The organism is Tichowtungia aerotolerans, from assembly GCF_009905215.1.
Taxonomy (GTDB): Bacteria; Verrucomicrobiota; Kiritimatiellia; order Kiritimatiellales; family Tichowtungiaceae; genus Tichowtungia; species Tichowtungia aerotolerans.
Genome location: NZ_CP047593.1, coordinates 1229192 through 1250278 on the forward strand (window position 1 = coordinate 1229192; position 21087 = coordinate 1250278).

The window sequence follows — 21087 nt, forward strand, 5'->3', positions numbered from 1 at the left end:
TAATAAAGAGTATATCGCCAGCCGGCGCAACCTTATTTCACAAAACAGAGAGCCGGGAAAGAGAACAGCTCATGACCGAAACCGTGTTCACTGAAATCAGCGCCGTGGTGGTAATTTCTGCCGTTCTGTCCTGCCTGGCCCTGCTGTTTCGCCAGCCGATCATCGTCGCCTACCTGATCGGCGGCCTGCTGATCGGCAGCAGCGGACTGGGATGGATTCAGAACACGGCCTTTATTGAGGAGATCTCCCGGATCGGAATCACCCTGCTCCTCTTTCTGGCGGGCATCGTCCTGCACCCGCGGCGACTCAAGGAGCTCTTCCGCCAGACCATCCTGCTGACCCTGATCAACTCCCTGATCAGCGGGGGCGTCTGTGCCCTGTTCTGCATCGCATGGGGCTTCAACCTCGTCGAAAGCTCCTTCATCGGCCTGTCGCTGATTTTTTCCAGCACCATCCTGGTCATCAAGCTGTTACCGACGACCGCCCTGCACCACAAGCGCATGGGGGCCTACTGCATCGCCATCCTGATCGCGCAGGACCTGATCGCCATCGCTCTGCTCATCCTGCTCCGGGCCGGACAGCAGGCCCCGCTGTCGCACTGGCTGCTGCTGCCGATTAAAAGCATCGTTCTGATTGCCGTCGTCTTCCCGGTGGAACAGTTTGTCCTCCGTCCGCTGATGGCCTGGAGCGACCGCTTTCACGAAACGCTCCAGTTGCTGGCCATCGGCTGGTGCCTCGGCATCGCCGTCATCGCCGAAACCATCGGGCTCTCCTACGAGACCGGCGCCTTCATTGCCGGCGTCGCCCTCGCCCGCAGCCCGCTCTCCTTTTTCCTCTCCGAAGGCCTCAAACCCTTCCGCGACTTCTTCCTCGTCTTCTTCTTTTTCGCGCTCGGAACACAGCTGGACATCGCAACCGCAAAAACCCTGCTGCTCCCAGCCCTGCTGCTGACCCTGATGATGCTTATCGTCAAATACGCCACTTTCCGTATCTTGTTCCGGCGCGTCGGAGAATCCGCACCTTTCGCTCACGAAACGGGCATGCGTCTGGCCCAGGCCAGTGAATTCTCCCTGATCGTCGCCGTCACGGCCCATGCAAACGGCTGGCTGAACCACACCGCATTCCAGTTCATCGAGCTGGTCACGATTTTATCTCTTGTCTTCTCCGCCTGCGTCGTCACCTCCCGACTCCCGTCGTCGCTGGCCTCAAAAAAAGAACTCAAACAGGATTAACGCATGCCCTTAAAACGCCACCTCGGACTCGCTCACGTCTTCTGCATCGCCACGGGTGCCATGGTCAGCTCGGGAATCTTCGTGCTGCCGGGCATCGCCCATGCCAAAGCCGGCCCGGCGGTGATCCTCTCCTACCTGATTGCCGGGCTGGTCGCCTGCATCGGCATGCTCAGCGCCGCCGAACTGGTCACGGCCATGCCCAAGGCGGGCGGCGACTATTTCTTTGTCACCCGCGGACTCGGCCCCGGCGTCGGCACGATCGCCGGTCTGCTCACCTGGTTTTCCCTCTCCCTGAAGAGCGCCTTTGCCATTGTCGGCATGAGCGCGCTCATCACCGCCTTTCTGCCGGTCAACCGCCATCTGGCGGGCCTGCTCTGCTGCCTGCTGTTCACCGTCCTGAACCTGTTCGGCTCCAAACACGCCGCCCGAACCCAGCTGCTGCTCGTCGCCGGCCTGCTCGCGCTCATGCTCTACTACATCATCCGGGGTGCCCCGCACGTCGCGGTGGAAAACCTGGTCCCCTTCGTCCCGCACGGCGCCGAATCGGTTCTGTTCACCGCCGCGTTTGTCTTCGTCGCCTACGGCGGCATCATCCAGATTTCAAGCATCGCCGAAGATGTCGCCAAGCCGGGCAAAACCATCCCGCAGGGCATGATTCTGGCACTGGTCACCACCACGCTCTTCTACACCCTGATGGTCTGGGTCACCAGCGGTGTGCTCGCGGCCGACAAACTGGACCACTCCCTCACGCCGATCGCCGACGGGGCCGCGGTCTTTATGGGCCCCACGGGCCGGTTCCTGGTTGGCACCGCCGCCCTGCTCGCCTTCATGTCGACCGCCAACGCCGGCATTCTGGCCGCATCCCGCTACCTGCTCGCGCTGGGCCGCGACGAGCTCGCCCCCTCATTTCTCAGCCGCCTCCACCGGCGGTTTAAAACCCCGCACATCGCCATCCTCATCACCTCGGCCTTCATCGCCGTCGCCCTCTTCCTCAAGCTGGACATCCTCGTCGAGGCCGCCTCGCTGGTGCTCATCCTCGGCTTCATCCTCTCGGGCATCTGCGTTATCGTCCTGCGCGAAAGCCACCTCCAGAACTACCGGCCGGCCTTCCGCGCGCCGCTCTATCCCTTCCTGCAGATCATCGGCATCCTCTCCGGCCTGCTGCTGGTGTTTGAAATGGGCGTGATGGCCTTTGTCATCTTCAGCCTGCTCGCCGTCACCGGCTTCACCATCTACCGCTGCTACGGCCGCCACCGCGCCCGGCGCGAATCGGCCCTCTCCCACCTGACCGCCCGCCTGACCGCCCGCGAACTGCTCACCGGCGACCTCGAAGAGGAGCTCAAGCAGGTGCTCCGCGAGCGGGATGAAATCGAGCTCGACCGCCTCGACCACCTGATCACCGAATCCATCATTCTCGACCTGGAACAGGCCGCATCGAGCGAAGAGCTCTTTCAGCTGGTTTCAGAAGTCGCGGCCGAGCGGGCCGGCCTGCCGAGCGAAGAGTTGGATCACAAACTGATTGAGCGGGAGCAGATGGCCAGCACCGTCCTCAGCCCGGACATCGCCGTACCGCACCTCGTCCTGCCCGGAGACCACCGCTTTGAAATCATCCCGATCCGCATCCGCGAGGGAGTGGCCTTCTCCGAGGAAGCCCCCGCCGTCAAAGCGGTCTTCGTCCTCATGGGCACGCTGGATGAGCGCACCTTCCATCTGCGGGCGCTGGCAGGCATCGCCCAGATTGTGCAGGAGCCGGACTTTATCGAGCGATGGACCGCCGCCCGCAACGAGTCGGCTCTGCGCGACCTGCTCCTGCTGGCCAGCCGCCACCGTCAGTGAGTCCGGGGCGGAACATCGGAAAGAACTCCATTGAACCGTGCGATCAGCGCCTCCTGATACGCCCCGGCAAATGTTCCGTTGAGGATCCGCGCCAGGCCTTCGGATCGCAGCTCCGCCCAGCTTCTTACTTCATCGCCGGGAATGATCGGATAAAACAGACAGCCCGCCGCGCGGGCCGCGTCCAGGTCGCCCGTCGCGTCGCCAACCATCACCGCCTGCTCAGGGCCATACCGCCCTTTCATCACGGTTTCGAGCGACTCTTTTTTCGACCCGAGCTCCGCGCCGGCAATCACATCCACAAAACCGGTCAGCCCGGCGTGGTTCCACTCGCGGACCAGCGCGTCTTCGGTCGTTTGCGACACCACAATCAGATCTGCTGCCGTATGCAGCTTTTTCAAACCTTGGAAAACCCCGTCGAACACGGGAAACACAGCCACTTCCGCAATCCGGCGGCTCATCTCGCGACTCCATTCCAGAACGGCCTGAAGCTCCGTCGCCCCGGTTTTCTCAATCCATTTTTCCAGCTCCTGCATACTCAGCGTCGCACCGGAATCGATAAACACCTCCAGAGACTCTGTCGGCAGGGGTTTTCCAATGTTTGGAAGAAATTCATCCAATGTTTGGAAAATTTTCAGGATCAGCTGGAACCGGTTCAGTCCGCGCCAGGGAGAGTATAGGCCAACCCACTCACAGAGTTTTCTGGCCTCGTCTGCGGCAGCTTCCATCCCCCAGAATTCAATGATTCCCGTGTGAAAAATCCCCTGCTTGACCGTCATGCTGTCAAACACGCATCCATCCGAGTCAATCGCCAGCAAAATGTCATGTTTTGCCGCCAAATGTACTAAATCCTTTTTACTCCAGACATCTTTCATAAAGCGCAGGCTACGTGTTTACCGTACACCTGTCGAGAAGCTTGCAGACCCGCAGACAAGTTGCTAATTTCCGCTGAATCATGTCGACGTTCTTAATAACCCTTAAAGGAATATGCCATTTTCTGCCGCCCCAGATCCGCGCAAATACATGGCTGCAGAAAACGGGCACCCGCCTGCTGCTTCAGTGCGGAGCGCTGGATGCCGTTTATTCTGCCCGCTACTACCAAACGATGGTCGAGCCGTATTCCCGCCGAAGCGTTGGCCCGATTGCCCGATCCATTGAAAATTCATTTCATCCCCAATCTGTCATTGATGTTGGCTGCGGATCCGGCGCACTGCTCGTGGCGCTGCGAAAACTCGGCATCAGAAACAGCCTTGGGCTCGACTGCTCAGAAGCCGCACTCGATATCGCCCGCGCCCGCGGACTCGACACGCGCAAATTCGACATTGCCACCGACCAGTTCCTCTATTCCGCGTTCTACGATGTCGCCATCAGCATGGAAACGGCCGAGCATCTGCCGGAGAATTCGGTCGACAACTACATCTCCCTGCTCTGCAGTCTGGCTCCCCTTATCGTTTTCACCGCCGCCAGGCCCGGCCAGAACGGAATTGGCCACCTCAACGAACAATCGCCGGAATACTGGATTGAGAAATTTAAATCACACAATCTGCAGTTAGACGAAACGCTGGTCTCCCGATGGCAGACCGACTGGAAAGCCGCCGGCGTTTCCGATTTTTATACCCGCAACCTCATGATCTTCCGGCGCTGAACTGCTTTAACTTTCCTCCGTACGCAGACGCGGATCGAGGGCGTCGCGCAGGGCGTCGCCGAGCAGGTTGAAAGCGAGAACGAGCAGAAAGATTGCCAGTGTCACAAAGGTCATTTCCCACCAGACGCCCTGCCAGAGTCGCTGGCGCGCGTTGTTGATCATCAACCCCCACGACGGTTCGTTCTGCACACCGATTCCGAGAAAGCTCATAAACACTTCCGTACTGACGGCCGCCGGAAAGCGCAGCGTAAAGGTGACGATGATGACGTGGAAAACGTTGGGCAGGATGTGGCGGAACAGGATGCGCGGCCAGCTCAGGCCCAAGGTATGCGCAGCCTGCACATAGGCCTGCTCTTTATGCTTGATGACTTCCCCGCGAATCAGGCGGCACAGCCCGACCCAGGTCGTCAGCCCGATTCCCAGATACACACCGAGCAATCCGCGCCCCACCACCATGGCAATCGCCAAGATAAACAGCAGACCGGGGATCGAAGCAAACGTGGAATACAGCCAGACCACAAAATCATCGATTCGACCGCCAAAATATCCCGCGAGACACCCGAAAAAAACACCGATCGGGATGGCGATCAGTGCCGTGATGATTCCGACTTTATAAGCAATACGTGTTCCCTGAACGAGGCGATGCATCACATCACGACCCAGCGCGTCGGTTCCCATCCAATGTTCGGAAGACGGCGGTTGGTAGGCGGAGTCCAGATTGGTGCTCTGATAAAACGGTGTCTGGTCCTTCAGCTGATAATACTGATGCACCGCCTCGCCATAGAGCGCGCCGACCGTGTAGAGCACAATGATGCCGAGGCAGACCATGGCAATACGGTTCTTCTTCAACCGCCGCCAGGCATCACTCCACAGACTGTTTCCTTTTTCACTCATTTCAACTTCACCCGGGGATCGACGAGGGCGTAACAGAGGTCTGTCAGCAGGTTGGCGATGACAAACATAAACGCCCCGATCAAAACAATCGCGCGGACCACATCGACATCTGATGAATTGATCGCATTGATGCCAAGATATCCGAGGCCGGGAATTCCAAAGAAACTCTCGAGCAGCAGACTGCCGGTATAAAGAAACGGAATGGCAATCACGACGTTGGTAATGATGGGAATCATCGCGTTCTTAAGCACATGCCGGAACAGGACGCGCGACTTGCTCACCCCTTTGGCACGCGCCGTGCGGACGTAGTCGCGGTGCGCCTCATCGAGCATAATCGTACGATAGAACCGCAGGCTCCCGCCGAGGCCGCTGATCACACCGATCAACACCGGCAGCGCCAGATACTGTACATCCTCAAATCCCCAGATCGGAAACCAGCGCGCTTTAAAAGCGAGAAAATACTGTCCAGCCACGATGTACACCAGATAGTTAACACTCATCAGCGCAACCGAAATGATCACGAAGAAACGGTCCACCCAGGTGTCGCGCCAGAATGCGCACAGCAGGGAAAGCGTAATCGAGGTCACCAGCCCGATCAGGAATATCGGAACGGTCAGCATTAATGACGGGCCGATGCCGTCCGCCAGCAGCTTGCTGACCCGCTGGTTGGTGCTGTGCGACACCCCGAAGTCCAGCTTCGCCAACTGTTTAAAATAGAATAACAGCTGGGAATCGAACGGATTACTCATCCGGCGGCGCAGTTTGATCGACCGAACCTCCAGGGAGGCCGGGCCACCACCCAGTTTAATTTCCGAAGATTGGAAAGTTTTGTGCTCTTTCTTCCAATCCCTGGAAATATCGGGCTGGCGGCTTTCGACAGTCAGCTCGTAATCGCAGTCGTCGCGAAGTTCAAACTTCACCGGAAGCGCATATTCGCCGCCGGCCGCCAGCACAATCATACCGTTGGTGTAAGTGACGCCGTCGACATGCTGCCAGTCGCCCGGCGTGCGCTCGAAGTCAGAGTCTTCATAGGCGCGAGTGGTCACGCTGCGCGGCCCGATCAGCGGGAAGAGCGGCTTGTTGAAACCGCGCAGCTCGTCAAACGCCTCCAGCGTATCGGCCTGCGCATGCGGACCGAGAACTCTCAACGCCGGACTTCCGCCCGCCACGTTGAAGAGAATAAATGTAATCAGGATGACTCCAAGTACGGTCGGAATCATCTGCAACATTCGTTTGGCAATGTAGCGGATCATTTATTCTCCGCCTTCCACTGGTTCCAAAGTTTATTATCGGCACGGCGGTATTTGGTCATGCCGTAGGGAAAGTCGTGAGGCTTGTAGTTTTCGAGCCAGTTGTGCACCAGCGCGTAGCTCATCGGCTGATGCATAAAAATCCACGGACAGTCTTCGATAATTATGTCGGCCATCTGTTTGCAGAGGCGGTCTTTTTCTTCGCCGGGCAGCAGAAAGCGGATTTTTTCGTAGAGCGCATCAAACTCCGGATTGACATAATTGGCGTGATTTGGGCCGGGCGAAACATTGGCGCTGTAAAACAACTGCAGGAAATTCTCGGGGTCAGGATAGTCGGCGACCCAGCCGAGCTGGAAAAGCTGAGCCTGCCTGCGATCCATTTTGTCGAGGAAGGTGGGCCAGTTGTTATAGCTGGCTTTCAGGACAATGCCGACCTGGTCGAACATATCGATCAGCAGGTCAATCTGCTGGCTGGTATCGCCGCCCGCACTGCCGAGCTCGAGCGTCACTTCCAGACGGCGGCCGGTCTCTGGATCAATGCCGTCCGGATAGCCCGCCTCGGCCAGAAGCCGCTTCGCTTTTTCAGGATTATAGGAATAGGCAGTCGGTTCCGGTTTGAATCCGGCCAGCGGATCGGGAACCGGACCGTACACCGGTGTGATACGACCGTTATAGTACTGAACCATCACCTCTGGATTGTAGGCGCAGGAAAGCGCCTGCCGCAGCTTTCTGTTTCTGCCGACAACCGGATCGTCCATGTTGAAACCGATGTAAAACAGATCCAGCGTCGGGCTGGCCAGCAGCCGGATTTTCTGCTTCTGAAGATCGTCAACCAGCTCTTTATCAGGCGTGATCACCACATCCCAGTTATCCCGGGAAATACTGCTGAAGCTGAAATGACCGGACAAAAACATCATCCAGGCCGTTGTCGAGTCGTCGACCACATACTGCACAATGCGATCGAGAAACGGAATCGGTTTTCCTGCGTCTTCGAGCAGACCGGCGGCGCGATCCTGCGCAGAGCCCTCCGTCGGGTAAAGCTCCACCCTGCCCGTTTCGGCCCATTTCGGGTTGCGAACAAACTCAACCCGGTAGTTTCGTTTCCACCTGTGAAGAATAAACGGCCCGGTTCCGACCGGGTGGTTCACAAAATCGTCGCCATAGGCTTCCACCGCTTCGCGCGGCACCGCAAAGCTGTAATGCATGGCAAGGATCCAGAGAAGCTGCGGATACGGTCCGGTTAACTGAATCTGCAGGGTATGGTCATCCAGAGCCCTCAACCCCTCGACAACCGCATCATAATCGGTTGGCTCCGCTTCTGCGGAAGAGGCCCGGAAATCATCGAGTCCGACAATGCGCCTGTTAAAGGCCCAGTAACCCGAGGACGCATTTTTAACGTCCGCGACGCGCTTAATGGCGTAAACAAAATCCTCCGCGGTCAACTCGCGGCCTTTTCCGTCCGGGAAACAGGGATCATCCTGGAAGAAAATACCGTTGCGGATTTTAAACGTATAGGTCAGCCCGTCTTCGGACACGGTTGGCAGGCTTTCTGCCAAAAGCGGCTCCACCTGATAGGGCCGTTTCAGATAAGAGTACTGAAGGAGCCCTTCGTACATGCGGCTGATGACCATCGAAGAAGCAACATCACCCGATTTTGCGGGATCGAAACCCTGGATGCGCGAGGTCTGTCCGTAAAGAACCTGCTCGTCTTCGAAGCGAAGGGTGTCCAGCTCCTGCCGTCCGCAGGACGCGAGCAGCAGGCATAAAAAAACAGCGGACCCCCGGAGGAATACAATCCATCCATGGTTCCGCTGATTCATCGGGCCGAACTTTCTTTATTCTGCTGCAGGAACAACCGGAGTTTCCGGAACAATCGGAATATCGACTGCCGGCTGCTCCACCGGCATGGCTGCCGGAGCTGCAGCGGCCGGAGTTTCTGCCCGGTCCATCAATGATTCATCCGCACTGCCGGCAAACAGCATGCCGAGGATCAGCGTATTGACCAAAAACAGAATTCCAATGCCGACAGTCGCCTTGGTGAGCACGTTGCCGGCACGGGCGCCGAACAGCGAATCATTTCCACCTCCGCCGAATGCAAGGCCAAGGCCTTCGCTCTTGGATTTCTGCAACAGAACCAGTCCGATCAGCGCAAGACTGCAGGCTGCTTCCAGAATAATCAGCAATGTACGAATAAATGCCATCTTGTTTCTCCTAAAGACGTGTTAGGCCGGGAATTTTAGGCTTTAGGAGCCGCTCTGCCAATGACTAATTCATCGGCAGAACCAAATCCTGAAGCCCGCCTTCTTACATGCCGGCTTTGACAATCCCGGCAAAGGACTGGGCTTCGAGAGCCGCGCCGCCGATCAGGCCGCCATCGATATCGGGCTGAGAGAGCAGTTCCGGAGCGTTTGCCGGTTTCATGCTGCCGCCGTACTGAATGCGAAGGCCGTCAGCGGCTTCCTGACCAACCATATCGGCCACAATGCCGCGGATGAAGGCGTGGACTTCCTGAGCCTGTTCGGCAGTAGCGGTTTTGCCGGTACCGATCGCCCAGACCGGCTCGTAAGCAACAACCACGTCTTCAAACTGTTCTGCCGTAATGTCCGCCAGGCTTCCGCGAACCTGTTCTTCAACCACTTTCTCGGTGTTGCCGCCTTCACGGTCTTCGAGCTTTTCACCGACACAAACGATCGGACGCAGGTTTTTGGACAGGGCTTTTTTCACCTTGCTGTTCACGATCGCATCGGTTTCGCCGTAGTATTCGCGGCGCTCGCTGTGGCCGAGGATCACGTATTTAACGAACAGCTCTTTGAGCATGGTGTGAGAGACTTCTCCGGTATAAGCGCCGTCATCCTGGTCGCTCATGTTCTGGCAGCCCAGTTTGATTTCCGTATCGGCGATCAGGTCGCTGACGGTTTTGAGCGCAGTGAACGGAGGACAGACCACGGCTTCCACCCCGACCACATCCGCGAGCTCGAGTTTCAAACCCTCGACGAGAGCCACGGCTTCTTCGACGGTTTTGTTCATTTTCCAGTTACCTGCAACAATTTTCTTTCTCATTAGAATTCTCCTGACTTAATAAAATTTCCCCAAAATGAGCAGGGAATCTACCGAACCAGCCCCGGCAACGCAACGTCCAAAGAGCTAAAAGGCAGTCGCCGAACTCCCGGGATCCAGGGCCCGGAAAAAACGGAAACGGATTTTCCAATGCCTGGAAAATCAGATTTCTTCGTCGTCCTCGTCCTCTTCGGCGACGCGCAGGACCTCTTCAACCGTGGTCACGCCGGCCAGCACTTTTTTCCATCCATCCTCGCGAAGAGTGCTCAATCCATGCCTGAGCGCCTCTTTCTTGATAACGCTGGATGCAGCGCGATCGATAATGAGCGGGCGGATGTGATCATCGACGGCCAGAATTTCATAAATGCCGGTCCGGCCTTTGAATCCGGAGCCGTGGCAGTCGTCGCATCCGACCGGTTCGTAAATGTTTTTGGTCTCAAGCTCCTCGATCGGAAACCCTTCGCCTTTGAGAAAATCGCGTTTCACGTCGTCGATTTCCACCGGCTTGCGGCAGGACGGGCAAAGGCGCCGAATCAGTCGCTGAGCGATGATTCCTTCGACCGATGACGCGACGAGGAACGGCTCGATGCCCATATCGAGCAGTCGGTTGACGCTGCCGGCGGAGTCGTTGGTGTGGAGGGTACTGAACACGAGATGACCGGTCAGCGCGGCGCGAATGGCGATTTCGGCGGTTTCGCGGTCACGGATCTCACCGACCATGATGACGTCCGGGTCCTGACGCAGGAACGTGCGCAGCGCATGGGCGAAAGTGAGGCCGATTTCCGGCTTCATCTGCACCTGGTTGACGCCGGCCATTTCGTACTCGATCGGGTCTTCGGCCGACATAATCCGCTTATCGACGGAGTTGATGGTGTGAAGCCACGCGTAGAGTGAAGTGGATTTCCCGGAACCGGTCGGGCCCGTACAAAGCAGGATGCCGTGAGGGCGGGTGATCATTTTTTTGAGCACTTTTTCGTCGTCCGGCTCCAGCCCGAGCTGACTCATATTGATCATGCCGCTTCCGCGCAGCAGCAGACGAAGGCTGACACTTTCGCCGTACACGGTGGGCATGGTGGACACACGAACGTCGATTTCCTCGCCCTGGATGCGCAGGCTGATGCGCCCGTCCTGCGGCAGTCGTTTTTCGGCGATATCCATGTTGGCCATCACCTTGATACGGGAAATAATCGAGGACTGGAAGCGCTTGAGCGTAGCCGGAACCGGCGTCTGGTGCAGCACGCCGTCGATGCGGTACCGGATGCGCAGGTCGACCTCCATCGGCTCGATGTGAATATCGGTGGCGCGAGTCTGGTGCGCTTCCCAAATAATCTGGTTGACAAATTTTACGACCGAGGCTTCCTGGTCGAGATCGTTGAGGTCCTGCTTGAGCAGTGTGTCGCCGTCGAGGTCGATGCGGTCGTCGTCCTGCATCATGCGGTCGAGCGTTTCGGCCCCCACGCCGTAAAGCTGTTTGGCGGCGGCGGCGATATCCGTCGCCGGGCTGAGCACCAGACGAATGCGCCCGCCGGTCACCAGCCGCATGGCATCGATCAGCCCGGGCTGCAGCGGGTCGGCCGTAGCGATATGAAGCGTTCCGTCTTCAGCAGAAACCGGAATAATATTGTATTGAAAGACCGCTTTCGGAGGGACCCGGCTGAGAACGTCCGCTGCGATCTCAGGCTGTTTCAGCCGCATAAACGGCAGATCCATTCCTTCCGCCAGCTTTTCGAGGAACAGTTCTTCCTTGATTCCTGTCTGCTCCACCACCGTTTCGGGAAGACCGATGGTCCCGCCTGCCAGTTCCGACATCAGGGATTCCACCTGTTCCTCCCGGAACAGTCCGGTCTGCTGTAGCAGTGCGGCAAGCTGGCTGTTTTGCATAAGTTTCGCTCCGTTTAGCGAACAATACCGGTTTCTGAGCTGCGGATAAAATCGAGAAGGTATTTAACTTCCGGGGTCTGCGGCACATCGCTCTCTATCATTTCGAGCGCGTCCGGCAAGGCAAGCTTTTTGCGGTAGAGAATACGGTAGGCCTGCTTGATCGCGGCCCGCGATTCTTCAGAAACACCGCGGCGCTCCATGCCGATCTTGTTGAAGCCGCGAATCTGCACGTCCAGTCCGTCGGCAATCATGAACGGCGGAATATCTTTGGTTGCCTTGGTATAGCCGCCGAGAAACGCCATTTTGCCGACGCGGCGGAACTGAACCACGCCGCACAGCCCCTCAATAATCGCAAAATCCTCCACAATGACGTCACCGGCCAGCTGGGTGCCGTTGGCGATGATCACTCCGTTGCCGATTTTGCAGGCGTGAGCCACATGGCTGTAGGCCATCAGCAGGCAGTCGGAGCCGACTTCGGTCATTTCACCGTCATGAGTTCCTGCATTGATGGTGACGCATTCGCGCATCACGGTGCGATCCCCGACAACGACGCCGGGGGCACCCCCTTTATATTTAAGGTCCTGCGTTTTGCCGCCGATGCGGGCAAACGGGTGAATCGTACATTCACGTCCGACCGTCGTGCAGCCATCGACAACAGCGTGAGCCATCAGCTCGGTGCCGTTACCGATCTTGGCGTGAGGGCCGACGACACAGTAAGCGCCCAGTGTAACGTCTGCGCCCAGCACGGCTCCGTCTTCGACAATTGCGGTAGGATGAATACTGCTCATGGGAATTATCCTGCAGAACTGAACATCAGGTCCGCCGACGAGGCGAGCTGGTCGTCGACAAAGGCTTTTGCGTGCACCTTGGACAGGCGGGGCTTGGCCTTGATGATTTCAATTTCCATACGAAGCTGGTCGCCGGGCACCACCGGACGGCGGAAGCGGGCGTTGTCGATGGCTGCAAAATAGGAGATTTTGCCTTCGCCGCCGAACATGCGGTTCAGCAGAATTCCAGCCACCTGCGCCATGGCCTCCATCTGCAAAACGCCGGGCATCACCGGCTGGCCGGGGAAATGGCCCTGAAAAAACAGCTCGTTAAAGGTGAGGTTTTTGATTCCAACAATCCGCTTTTCGTCGTCGCATTCAATGATGCGGTCAACGAGCATGAACGGATAGCGATGCGGCAGAATCTTTAAAATTTCACTGGCTTCAAGTGTCGGCATAATATTTCGGCTCCTTCGTTTAGAAAATTCAAAATAGACGATAATTATCAGCGAAACCCTGCGCGGGTTCAACGCTTAAGCGTAGATTTGTCCATGGCCTCCAAAGCCGGACATCCCTCGGCAACACGCCACGTATGCGGGAAATTGCGGCACTGCTCCGGCCGGGCATCATAAAAAGCGCAGCCCTCATCCGTCAGAAAGACACACCGCCCGTCCTCATACTCCGTCAGGCTCAATTGGCGCCGATTGGACGCCAGCACGGTATACTGTTCAATAAAGTCTTCCTCGCTCAATCCGGTGGCCGCGGCCATGCGGGAAATATCCCCGTCTGTGAGCAGCACATGCCCCGGCCAGCGGCAGCAGGTGCCGCATCGCTGACATATAAATGAACGCTCTGTTGTTTCTGCTGTCATAAAAAGCCATCTGACTATTCGCGGTGAATAGTTTGACATAACCTTTGTTAAATATGAAGATTCGCTCCTGTTGCCGGTGTGGACTTCGCACAGGAAAAGCATAACTACATGGAGAATTCTGACATGACTAAAACCAAATACGCCAGCCTTTTCATCATTGCCATTGCATCCATCGCATTCTGCGCCGGGTGCTCCAAAGAGTCCTCTGCCGCGCCCGGAGCAGAAGAAATCGATCTGACACAGGTGCCGGATCTTTTCGAAAACCCGCTCCAGCCCAATCCCCTGGCTCCCCAGCCGGAAGATGTGATTGCCACCGTTGACGGCCAGGACATCACCCACGGCGAAATTATGCAGGCCGTGCAGAACACCATGCAGCAGCTGAGCCGCCAGATGCCTCCGCAGCAGCTTTCGCAAATGTACGGACAGATCTACAAAAACATGACCGACCAGCTGATCGCCAACGTTTTGATCACCAAAGCGACCGAAAACTCTGACCTGGCAGTCAGCGACGAAGAACTCAACGAAGAACTCGACAAGATCAGAACCAGCGCACCGGAGGGAAAAACCCTTGAAGAAGCACTGGCCGAAAACAACATAGACTTTGCGGAATGGAAAGAAAACCTCCGCACACAGCTGCTGATCGGGAAGTTCGTTGAAGGGAAAACGGCCGATATCGCCGAAGCAACTCCCGCGGAAGTCGCCACTTTCTATCAGGAAAACATCGACCAGTTTAAAGCCCCGGAAAGCGTAGAGGCCAGCCACATCCTTCTCTCATTCACAGAGGACGACACCGACGACACCAAAGCTGAGAAAAAAGCGAAGCTTGAAAAAATCAAAGCCGACATTGACGCAGGCGCCAGTTTCGAAGAGCAGGCCAAAGCAAACTCGGACTGCCCGAGCAGCCAGCGCGAAGGCAGCCTCGGCAGCTTCGGACGCGGCCAGATGGTTCCGGAATTTGAGGAAGCAGCCTTCTCCCAGGAAGTGGGAACAATCAGCGATATCGTGGAAACGCAGTTCGGCTACCACCTGATCAAAGTGACCGACCACCAACCGGAAAGCACCCGTACGCTCGAAGAAGTAACCGAGCAGCTCCAGAACTACCTGACCAGCCAGAAAAAGCAGAAAGCCCTGATCGCCTACATCGATACTCTGCGCGAAAAAGCAGACATTGTAATGCACGAGCCGAATCTGGACTCCGGGACTGCTGCTGAAGAAGTAACTGAATAGCCGCTCTTCCCGGCTCACAAAAAAAGCGTCCCTTGCGGGGCGCTTTTTTTTTGGATCCGCCTAAAGCGTTCGTTTAACTGACCCGCGCGGTACGGCGGAACTTCGCCTGGAACAGCAGCCGCCAGACCATCCAGAGCGCTTCAAAAATAATCTTATTGCTCATTTTTGACGCACCGGAGTGACGCTCCTCAAACACAATCGGCACCTCTACGATCCTGTACCCTTTCCGCCATGCCAGATGGTTCAGCTCGACCTGAAAGGAATAGCCGTTCGAAACAATCGCATCCAGGTTGATCGATTCCAGCACACAGCGGCGGAAACACTTGAAGCCCCCGGTCGGGTCCGTCAGAGGAAGACCCGTGATCAGCTTCACGTAAATCCCCGCACCACGGCTGAGAATCAGGCGATGCAGCGGCCAGTTAATGACACGAATCCCGCCGACATAGCGCGAGCCGATCGCCAGCTCCGCTCCCTGTGCCGCCTCCTGGATTGCAGGAATATCTTTCGGGTTGTGAGAAAAATCGGCATCCATCTCAAAAACGAATTCATAATCGCGGGCCAGCGCCCACTTAAACCCGGCGATGTATGCCCGGCCCAACCCGTCCTTTTCCATCCGATGCAGAACATGGATACGCTCATCCTTCTCCACCATCTGATCAATCAGACGCCCGGTTCCGTCCGGAGAGTTGTCATCCACAAATAAGAGATTCACATCCGGCGCAGCGTCGAGCACAGCCTGAGCAATCGGCTGCACATTCTGCGCCTCATTGTATGTCGGAATAATGACCAGCGTCTTTTCCATAATAGAAAAATATTACTTCACAGGACATCTTTAGGCAAGCTGGACTCTCTTTAATGTTGCACTCTCGGTTCAATTACACAATATTACCCGCCCTTTGCTTTTCGGGGCGTAGCTCAGCCTGGCTAGAGCGGTTGGTTTGGGTCCAACAGGTCGCACGTTCGAATCGTGTCGCCCCGACCATTTCTTTTGCAAATTCCCGGCTCTTCCCCAAAGACGGGGGAAAGGGCGGATTTTTATTAACCACATAAGACTCATTCCGAAAGAAGGAGCCCAATCACCTGCTAGCCAGGTTCGAACACAGACGCTCTACGACATAAGCGGGTGTGTTACCTTTTCCAATTTCTAACTCCTTTTTGGTTGTTATAGCGTTTCAAAATGAAGTGTAGCCGTTCAGGGCAGGCAGAATGCCTGCGATACGTACCGCAGGCTTCCAGCCTGCTTGTTTAGAAACGGCTACACCTTTTTTGAGTTTGCTCTAATGGGAGAAACCCTGAAGCTGGGCAACGCACAAACAATCGCTATGTTGAATTATTCTTATTGAGTTTAAATACCCAATAGCTTCAGCTTTTGGAACTCATAATTACTCATGTGCACCTTTCAGAAATAAATATTTGTTTGTCAAAGGATAGGGTGAGCGACCTCAGTGGAGGTCGCCGTCGGGAACCACATATCTGCTTTTACCGATTCCTGGAAACATATCAGCTGGCCTTGTATTTTTGGCGCGGGTGGGTTTTCAAGGGATACTTGGACAACAATGCTCCTGTTTTACAGAGCTCTTCAATGTACTGGCGAACCGTTGCTTCTTTACGGTTGAGTAAACCAGAGAGTTGCGTTGCAGAGAGCTCTGCAACACTGCACAGCTCTATGATAGCCGTCTTAACATGTTCTCTGGACGAACGTTGCGTAGATGAAACAGGCTCAGCGATAGCTTCCAGCTCATCTCTATTAGAGAGCTCACCGGTCTTATCAGAGAGCTTATCAGAGAGCTCCGCCTCAACAGCGGGCTCTGCAGACCCTCCTGATAATGCGTCTTCAGCCACCGGATGACAGCCCGGAAGGAAGTAGTACTTCCCTCGCCCGGTGCCGTCAGATTCTAGAAAATCCCGGTCTACAAGGTCATGAAGAACCTTGGACAGATCATGAGGGTGTTCATTGGTCATTTCCACCAGCCGGGAGTGTGTCAAGCTACCCTCAATCAGGGCGGCGACCAAAGCAATACGATGAGTTTCCGGCAATGAATAAAAGGGCTGTCCAAATGCTTCCGCTAAGCTTTCTTCTTCCGGGTTTTATTTTTTGGTTTCTGGTTGGCGCGTTCGGATTTGATGCGCTCCAATAAGGCAGTGGCGGAGTTTTCGCCGGTGATGAGGTCGGAGTTTTCTTTGCGCCACTGCTCGGTGAGTTCGCCGCGGAAGGCTTTGGCGAGAATGGATTGTGTCAGATGGTTGACGTGCCCCTGCGCCTCCGTCACCCGCAGATCCACTTGATCCGCAAAGGCAAACAGCTCTTCCACCCGTCGAACGATTTCGGCTTGTTCTGGCAATGAAGGAATATCTAAATTTAGTTTTTTAAACTTCTTTAGGTTCACTTTCTGCTGAGCAACACCCCCAGAAATATCGAACACCTTTGCTCTAAAACATTCCGACATCATTGAGTAATAAACAAAGTTAGTCGTAGCTTTTGATTCATCAACGGAAAGTTTGATGCAATCTGCAGTAATAACGGCCTTGGGGCGATCTAAGGGATATATAGCCACATCGCCGGGAGGGTCTCCCATCTTGGTGATTAAAATATTCCCAGGCTCAACACGATGAGCTTTGAGTTCGTTGAATTTTGAGGTACTGACAAATTTTGTCCCCTCACCACCAAAAGAATGAGCCCTAATTTCACGTACAAAAACAAGCGGGTGACCATGGTCTCGATAATCAGTAACTTTTAGATTACTACCAAACGGCCCAATACCGAGAGAGTACTTTTTTTCGCAAGCAAGGTCTTCGATTAAAAAAGGGTTCCAGTCAAAAGCAACCTTGTTCTCCTTTCTCCACTCCTCGGTGAGTTTGCCGGAGACGGCGGCGGCGAGGACGGATTGGCGGAAGCGTTTCAGGATGGCGGGGAGGCCGTCGAGGCGGGTCTTTACGGAGTCCACCTGCGCCAGCAAATCATCCAGCCGCGTCGCAATCTCTTTCTGCTCTGCCAAGGGAGGGAGAACAAAAGGCAACGTCTTTGCAGTTGCTCCGGAAATTTCCTTAAAGGTAGTTCCTGTACCCAAGCTTTCGGCAAGGTCTCGAATACTTCTGAAATAGAAATACGCATAAGACGAATCAACACCATTGGGGAGCACAAAATTTTTAAACCCCTGATTGGTCGAAATTTCATTCGCGGCAACCGCTACATATCCGATCGGAGCACGACTACTAAACAGAATTGAACCTTTGGGCATTAATTTTGCAGAAGAACTGTCATAGCCAGCTTGGCTTAAATCACGCGCTCCATGTGAAATAAACTTCTGTTTGTAGCCGCTCAAATCCGCAGGAGTGAGCCAAGCAATGCCAGATCCGGGTTCTGCAAAATTATCAGGATTTCCGGCCTTTGGAGTTCCGCCCGCAATCACATCCGCAATCATGCCGACCTGACAATCACTCCATTCTTTGGGGATAGACGCCTCGCTCATTCGCCGACCTCAGCTCCAATGCCAAGTACTTCGGCGAGCATGGTTTTCTGGGCGGCGGCTTTGTCGGAACAACAGAGGGCGGAGAGGAGGCCGTCGAGTTCGCGCAGAGCTTCGGTCAGCTCGCCCATGGCTTTGGCGGCCAGCTCATCGGGTTCGGGCAGATCAGCGGCATCGACGCTGTCCTTATCTTTAATCCATGAAATATCGAGCGAGTCGCCTTTAGTATCGCGAATCCAGTCGCGGTCAAAGCAGCGCCACCGACTGTTATCCGCAGATTGCTCAGAGTCCTCAGATGTAAACGACCATTCACCTTCGGTACGTTTGGACGTTCCGTCGGCTTTTTTTCCGTAGACCTTTTCAAACGGCTTGAGATGTTCTTCGCCGAAGGGTGTGCGCTTGCCGAAGCTGGGCATGTTGTTGCGCAAGTCATAGACCCACACCTTCTTTGTATTGCCTTCGTCCGTTTCGCCACGGGTGAAGAAGAGGACGTTGGTTTTGACGCCCTGGGCATAAAAGATGCCGGTGGGCAGGCGCAGGATGGTGTGCAGGTTGCATTTGTCCATCAGGTCGCGGCGCACATCAGTACCGACGCCCGCCTCAAACAGGACGTTATCGGGCAACACAACCGCGGCGCGTCCGCCGGGCTTGAGGCCGTTATAGATATGCTGCAGAAAAGTCAGTTGTTTGTTGGAGGTTTTGTAAGTAAAGACCCGCGTTGTATTACCCCCGCCTTTAGCGGTTCCAAACGGGGGATTGCTGAGAATAATCGTGCTGGGCTTCAAGTTCTCTCCGGCCTGTCCCAATGCGTTGCCGAGATGGACCACGCCCTCGGCATCGCCTTCCATTCCGTGCAACAGGCAGTTCATAAGTGCAAGGCGACGGGTATCGGGGACGAGTTCAATGCCGATGTAGCATTCTTTGCGCTGCCGTTTCTGCTCTTTCGCGGACAGGTCATAAAGATCGTCGGTATTGCTTTTGATGTAGCTGTCGGCGGCAATCAGGAAGCCTGCGGTTCCGGCGGCCGGGTCCTGAATGGTTTCGCCGGGCTGCGGCTTGATGCAGCGAATGATGGAGTCGATCAGCGGGCGCGGCGTGAAATACTGTCCGGCTCCGGATTTGGTTTCGTTGGCGTTTTTTTCGAGCAGGCCTTCGTACAGATCGCCGAGGCCGTCCTGCTGGGCGGAAAACCAGTCGATCTGGTCGAGGTTTTTAATGAGCTGTTCGAGATGTTTGGGTTCGCGCAGACTGGTTTGGGCATCGTTGTAGATGGCGAGAATGAGCGGGTCGGTGACAACGGTTTTTCCATCGGCATCTTTTCCGGATGAGAGCGTCAGCAGGATGCGTTTGTAAGTATCAAGTAGATTGACTCCGCTCAATTTCCGCAGGTCGGCCCAGCGGCATCCTTCCGGCAGGCGATGGTCATAGGTTACACTTTGATTCAGCACCTGCTCGTTTTCCATCTTCATGAAAAGCAGCAGAACAAGCTCGGTGACATAGTGGGAATAGTTGATGCCGTCGTCGCGCAGAATATCGCACTGGTTCCAGAGTTTTTGGACAATGTCGTTTTTTGTCATATTAAATAGTTCGGAGTTTCGAGTTCAGAGTTGTCGGCAGTTAGCCACGAAAGGACACAAAAAAGCACAAAGACAGCTATTTGCAAGCAAACGAATGGGCACTTTGTGACTCACGAATGAGACACAACGCGCGTTGTGAATCGTTTTCTCTTGTTTTTGATCCACAAATAAGCTTATGAATCATCCGTGAGCCACAACCGTAAAAACCACTATATAAGGTAGTTTCCCTGCGATTCATAGCTTGCTTAAAACTACATATTGTACTCATTAGAATGCCCGATAGCCTTCTGCCACGTTTAACAAATCAGCATATCCGTACACCGCAGGTTTTCTGCCGCGAGACTCCTGCCAAACCTGAAGAATGCCTTCTTCTCTCAGAATCCGCAAAATTCGAGTCGCAGTTGGCTTGGGGATGCCGGAGGCCTTAATAAAGTCCGTGCTGTTGAAAATGGGCTGCTCAAAAATCCATTCGAGGGCATGAATCGAAAACTGGGAATGTGAGATATCGGCAATTTTCAGCTTCATCCGGTTGTAAAGATCCAGTACCGCATTGGCTTTTTTAAGGTTGTGTTCCGCTTGAACACGTACAGCCTGAAGGAAAAAAGCACACCAACCGGTCCAATCGCCGTCTTTGGATATGGCCAGCAGACGGTCATAATATTCGTCCCGGTTGGCATCAAAATAGGCGCTGATATAAAACATCGGGCGCTGAATCAGTCCAACCTGCTGCATAAAGAGCGGAATACACATTCGACCCAGGCGGCCATTTCCGTCCAGAAACGGATGCAGCGACTCAAACTCTGCATGAAGAATAGCGAGCTGAATCAAACGGTCTGGAGCCGACGAATTGATGTATATATCCCAGGCGCCCATCGCATCATTCAAATCACCGGCTGAGATTGGAATGAAACGTGCTTCCTCCATGGAACATCCATGAGGCCCGATCCAGTTGGGAATTTTTCGATATTCACCCGGCGACTTTCCTTGGCCGCGCACACCGTCCAGCAAGATGCGGTGGACTTCCTTAATAACCCGCTGGCAAAGAGGCATCTCCTGCAGTCGTTCCTCCGCATAGCGCATGGCCTTGCGGTAATTCAGAACTTCCTTGATGTCTTCACGCTTTTCTTCCGGGACTTTCTTCCGCCCGCCTTCCGCCTCAAATTCGAGCACCTCGCCCATGGTCGCCTGAGTTCCCTCGATTTTGGATGAAAGTACCGCCTCCTGCGTCGTTAAGGGACTCAGCAAAACCGAGGCATTGGGAATGGCGGAAAGCACCCCATCATAACGAGCCACAGCAGAACTGGCCGGGCCAATGAGAGGAAGGAGATGCTCCAAGTTCAAAGAGTGAGGCGGAAACTTGCCCACATGATATTTTACTGCACTCAT

At 55.2% G+C, this 21087-nt stretch carries 19 protein-coding genes and 1 tRNA gene; 5 read left to right on the top strand and 15 right to left on the bottom strand.

What is annotated here, in order from left to right; genetic code table 11:
• Positions 1-71 precede the first annotated feature (71 nt).
• Together GT409_RS05230 and GT409_RS05235 are read left to right on the top strand one after the other, a co-directional pair.
• Entirely contained in the window at positions 72-1232 is a 1161-nt protein-coding gene (locus tag GT409_RS05230; RefSeq protein ID WP_160627622.1) for a cation:proton antiporter domain-containing protein, read from the top strand.
• A 3-nt stretch (positions 1233-1235) separates the two neighbouring features.
• Positions 1236-3068: an amino acid permease gene (locus GT409_RS05235; RefSeq protein ID WP_160627624.1), complete on the top strand. Its 1833-nt coding sequence runs from the start codon at positions 1236-1238 to the stop codon at positions 3066-3068.
• Here GT409_RS05235 and GT409_RS05240 read toward each other — a convergent pair.
• Entirely contained in the window at positions 3062-3904 is an 843-nt protein-coding gene (locus GT409_RS05240) for an HAD family hydrolase (protein ID WP_160627626.1), read from the bottom strand. The genes GT409_RS05235 and GT409_RS05240 overlap by 7 nt on opposite strands.
• A 116-nt stretch (positions 3905-4020) precedes the next feature.
• Here GT409_RS05240 and GT409_RS05245 point away from each other — a divergent pair, with 116 nt between their 5' ends.
• On the top strand, positions 4021-4710 hold the full coding sequence (locus tag GT409_RS05245) for a class I SAM-dependent methyltransferase (RefSeq protein WP_160627628.1): 690 nt from the start codon (positions 4021-4023) through the stop codon (positions 4708-4710).
• A 6-nt stretch (positions 4711-4716) separates the two neighbouring features.
• Here GT409_RS05245 and GT409_RS05250 read toward each other — a convergent pair whose 3' ends face one another.
• The 9 genes from GT409_RS05250 to GT409_RS05290 form a co-directional block, all read right to left on the bottom strand.
• Positions 4717-5604, bottom strand: a complete 888-nt coding sequence (locus GT409_RS05250; protein ID WP_160627629.1) for an ABC transporter permease — start codon at positions 5602-5604, stop codon at positions 4717-4719.
• Positions 5601-6857 carry an ABC transporter permease gene (locus GT409_RS16085; RefSeq protein ID WP_160627631.1) on the bottom strand — a complete coding sequence of 419 codons (1257 nt, stop codon included), beginning with the start codon at positions 6855-6857 and terminating at the stop codon, positions 5601-5603. Before GT409_RS16085 ends, GT409_RS05250 begins: the two co-directional genes overlap by 4 nt.
• On the bottom strand, positions 6854-8674 hold the full coding sequence (locus GT409_RS05260; RefSeq protein ID WP_160627633.1) for an ABC transporter substrate-binding protein: 1821 nt from the start codon (positions 8672-8674) through the stop codon (positions 6854-6856). The genes GT409_RS16085 and GT409_RS05260 overlap by 4 nt, the downstream gene beginning before the upstream one ends.
• 15 nt (positions 8675-8689) lie before the next feature.
• The gene (gene secG, locus GT409_RS05265) at positions 8690-9055 is read right to left on the bottom strand and encodes a preprotein translocase subunit SecG (RefSeq protein WP_160627635.1); all 366 of its coding nucleotides are present in this window, start codon (positions 9053-9055) and stop codon (positions 8690-8692) included.
• Between the two features lie 103 nt (positions 9056-9158).
• Complete coding sequence (tpiA, locus tag GT409_RS05270; protein ID WP_160627637.1) at positions 9159-9914, bottom strand: triose-phosphate isomerase; 756 nt, start codon at positions 9912-9914, stop codon at positions 9159-9161.
• A gap of 159 nt (positions 9915-10073) precedes the next feature.
• Positions 10074-11792 (bottom strand): GspE/PulE family protein, encoded by a 1719-nt coding sequence (locus GT409_RS05275; RefSeq protein WP_160627639.1) that lies wholly within the window; start codon positions 11790-11792, stop codon positions 10074-10076.
• Positions 11793-11806: 14 nt separating this feature from the next.
• The gene (lpxA, locus tag GT409_RS05280; protein WP_160627641.1) at positions 11807-12580 is read right to left on the bottom strand and encodes an acyl-ACP--UDP-N-acetylglucosamine O-acyltransferase; all 774 of its coding nucleotides are present in this window, start codon (positions 12578-12580) and stop codon (positions 11807-11809) included.
• Positions 12581-12585: 5 nt separating this feature from the next.
• On the bottom strand, positions 12586-13017 hold the full coding sequence (gene fabZ / locus GT409_RS05285; protein ID WP_160627643.1) for a 3-hydroxyacyl-ACP dehydratase FabZ: 432 nt from the start codon (positions 13015-13017) through the stop codon (positions 12586-12588).
• A gap of 68 nt (positions 13018-13085) precedes the next feature.
• Positions 13086-13430 (bottom strand): YkgJ family cysteine cluster protein, encoded by a 345-nt coding sequence (locus GT409_RS05290; protein ID WP_160627645.1) that lies wholly within the window; start codon positions 13428-13430, stop codon positions 13086-13088.
• 123 nt (positions 13431-13553) lie between these two features.
• Between GT409_RS05290 and GT409_RS05295 the strand changes: the two genes are divergently transcribed.
• Positions 13554-14657: a peptidylprolyl isomerase gene (locus GT409_RS05295; protein WP_160627647.1), complete on the top strand. Its 1104-nt coding sequence runs from the start codon at positions 13554-13556 to the stop codon at positions 14655-14657.
• Between the two features lie 73 nt (positions 14658-14730).
• Here GT409_RS05295 and GT409_RS05300 read toward each other — a convergent pair whose 3' ends face one another.
• Positions 14731-15459: a polyprenol monophosphomannose synthase gene (locus GT409_RS05300; RefSeq protein ID WP_160627649.1), complete on the bottom strand. Its 729-nt coding sequence runs from the start codon at positions 15457-15459 to the stop codon at positions 14731-14733.
• Positions 15460-15561: 102 nt separating this feature from the next.
• Between GT409_RS05300 and GT409_RS05305 the strand changes: the two genes are divergently transcribed.
• Positions 15562-15639 (top strand) — tRNA-Pro (locus tag GT409_RS05305).
• A 518-nt stretch (positions 15640-16157) separates the two neighbouring features.
• Here the strand turns inward: GT409_RS05305 and GT409_RS05310 are convergent.
• From GT409_RS05310 to GT409_RS05325, 4 genes are all read right to left on the bottom strand, one after another.
• On the bottom strand, positions 16158-16619 hold the full coding sequence (locus GT409_RS05310; RefSeq protein ID WP_160627651.1) for a hypothetical protein: 462 nt from the start codon (positions 16617-16619) through the stop codon (positions 16158-16160).
• 104 nt (positions 16620-16723) lie between these two features.
• Positions 16724-18127: a restriction endonuclease subunit S gene (locus tag GT409_RS05315; protein ID WP_160627653.1), complete on the bottom strand. Its 1404-nt coding sequence runs from the start codon at positions 18125-18127 to the stop codon at positions 16724-16726.
• Complete coding sequence (locus GT409_RS05320; protein WP_160627655.1) at positions 18124-19701, bottom strand: class I SAM-dependent DNA methyltransferase; 1578 nt, start codon at positions 19699-19701, stop codon at positions 18124-18126. Before GT409_RS05320 ends, GT409_RS05315 begins: the two co-directional genes overlap by 4 nt.
• A gap of 267 nt (positions 19702-19968) precedes the next feature.
• A complete protein-coding gene (locus GT409_RS05325; RefSeq protein ID WP_160627657.1) occupies positions 19969-21087 on the bottom strand; it encodes a Fic family protein in 1119 nt (372 codons plus the stop codon).

Excerpts from the sequence above, each read along its gene's own strand:
- GT409_RS05235 (WP_160627624.1), top strand. The coding sequence starts at position 1,236 with ATGCCCTTAAAACGCCACCTCGGACTCGCTCACGTCTTCTGCATCGCC.
- GT409_RS05245 (WP_160627628.1), top strand. The coding sequence starts at position 4,021 with ATGTCGACGTTCTTAATAACCCTTAAAGGAATATGCCATTTTCTGCCG.
- GT409_RS05315 (WP_160627653.1), bottom strand. The coding sequence starts at position 18,127 with ATGAGCGAGGCGTCTATCCCCAAAGAATGGAGTGATTGTCAGGTCGGC.
- secG (WP_160627635.1), bottom strand. The coding sequence starts at position 9,055 with ATGGCATTTATTCGTACATTGCTGATTATTCTGGAAGCAGCCTGCAGT.
- GT409_RS05320 (WP_160627655.1), bottom strand. The coding sequence starts at position 19,701 with ATGACAAAAAACGACATTGTCCAAAAACTCTGGAACCAGTGCGATATT.
- GT409_RS05295 (WP_160627647.1), top strand. The coding sequence starts at position 13,554 with ATGACTAAAACCAAATACGCCAGCCTTTTCATCATTGCCATTGCATCC.
- lpxA (WP_160627641.1), bottom strand. The coding sequence starts at position 12,580 with ATGAGCAGTATTCATCCTACCGCAATTGTCGAAGACGGAGCCGTGCTG.
- GT409_RS05325 (WP_160627657.1), bottom strand. The coding sequence starts at position 21,087 with ATGAGTGCAGTAAAATATCATGTGGGCAAGTTTCCGCCTCACTCTTTG.
- tpiA (WP_160627637.1), bottom strand. The coding sequence starts at position 9,914 with ATGAGAAAGAAAATTGTTGCAGGTAACTGGAAAATGAACAAAACCGTC.
- GT409_RS05290 (WP_160627645.1), bottom strand. The coding sequence starts at position 13,430 with ATGACAGCAGAAACAACAGAGCGTTCATTTATATGTCAGCGATGCGGC.
- GT409_RS05260 (WP_160627633.1), bottom strand. The coding sequence starts at position 8,674 with ATGAATCAGCGGAACCATGGATGGATTGTATTCCTCCGGGGGTCCGCT.
- GT409_RS16085 (WP_160627631.1), bottom strand. The coding sequence starts at position 6,857 with ATGATCCGCTACATTGCCAAACGAATGTTGCAGATGATTCCGACCGTA.
- fabZ (WP_160627643.1), bottom strand. The coding sequence starts at position 13,017 with ATGCCGACACTTGAAGCCAGTGAAATTTTAAAGATTCTGCCGCATCGC.
- GT409_RS05230 (WP_160627622.1), top strand. The coding sequence starts at position 72 with ATGACCGAAACCGTGTTCACTGAAATCAGCGCCGTGGTGGTAATTTCT.
- GT409_RS05275 (WP_160627639.1), bottom strand. The coding sequence starts at position 11,792 with ATGCAAAACAGCCAGCTTGCCGCACTGCTACAGCAGACCGGACTGTTC.
- GT409_RS05300 (WP_160627649.1), bottom strand. The coding sequence starts at position 15,459 with ATGGAAAAGACGCTGGTCATTATTCCGACATACAATGAGGCGCAGAAT.
- GT409_RS05250 (WP_160627629.1), bottom strand. The coding sequence starts at position 5,604 with ATGAGTGAAAAAGGAAACAGTCTGTGGAGTGATGCCTGGCGGCGGTTG.
- GT409_RS05310 (WP_160627651.1), bottom strand. The coding sequence starts at position 16,619 with ATGACCAATGAACACCCTCATGATCTGTCCAAGGTTCTTCATGACCTT.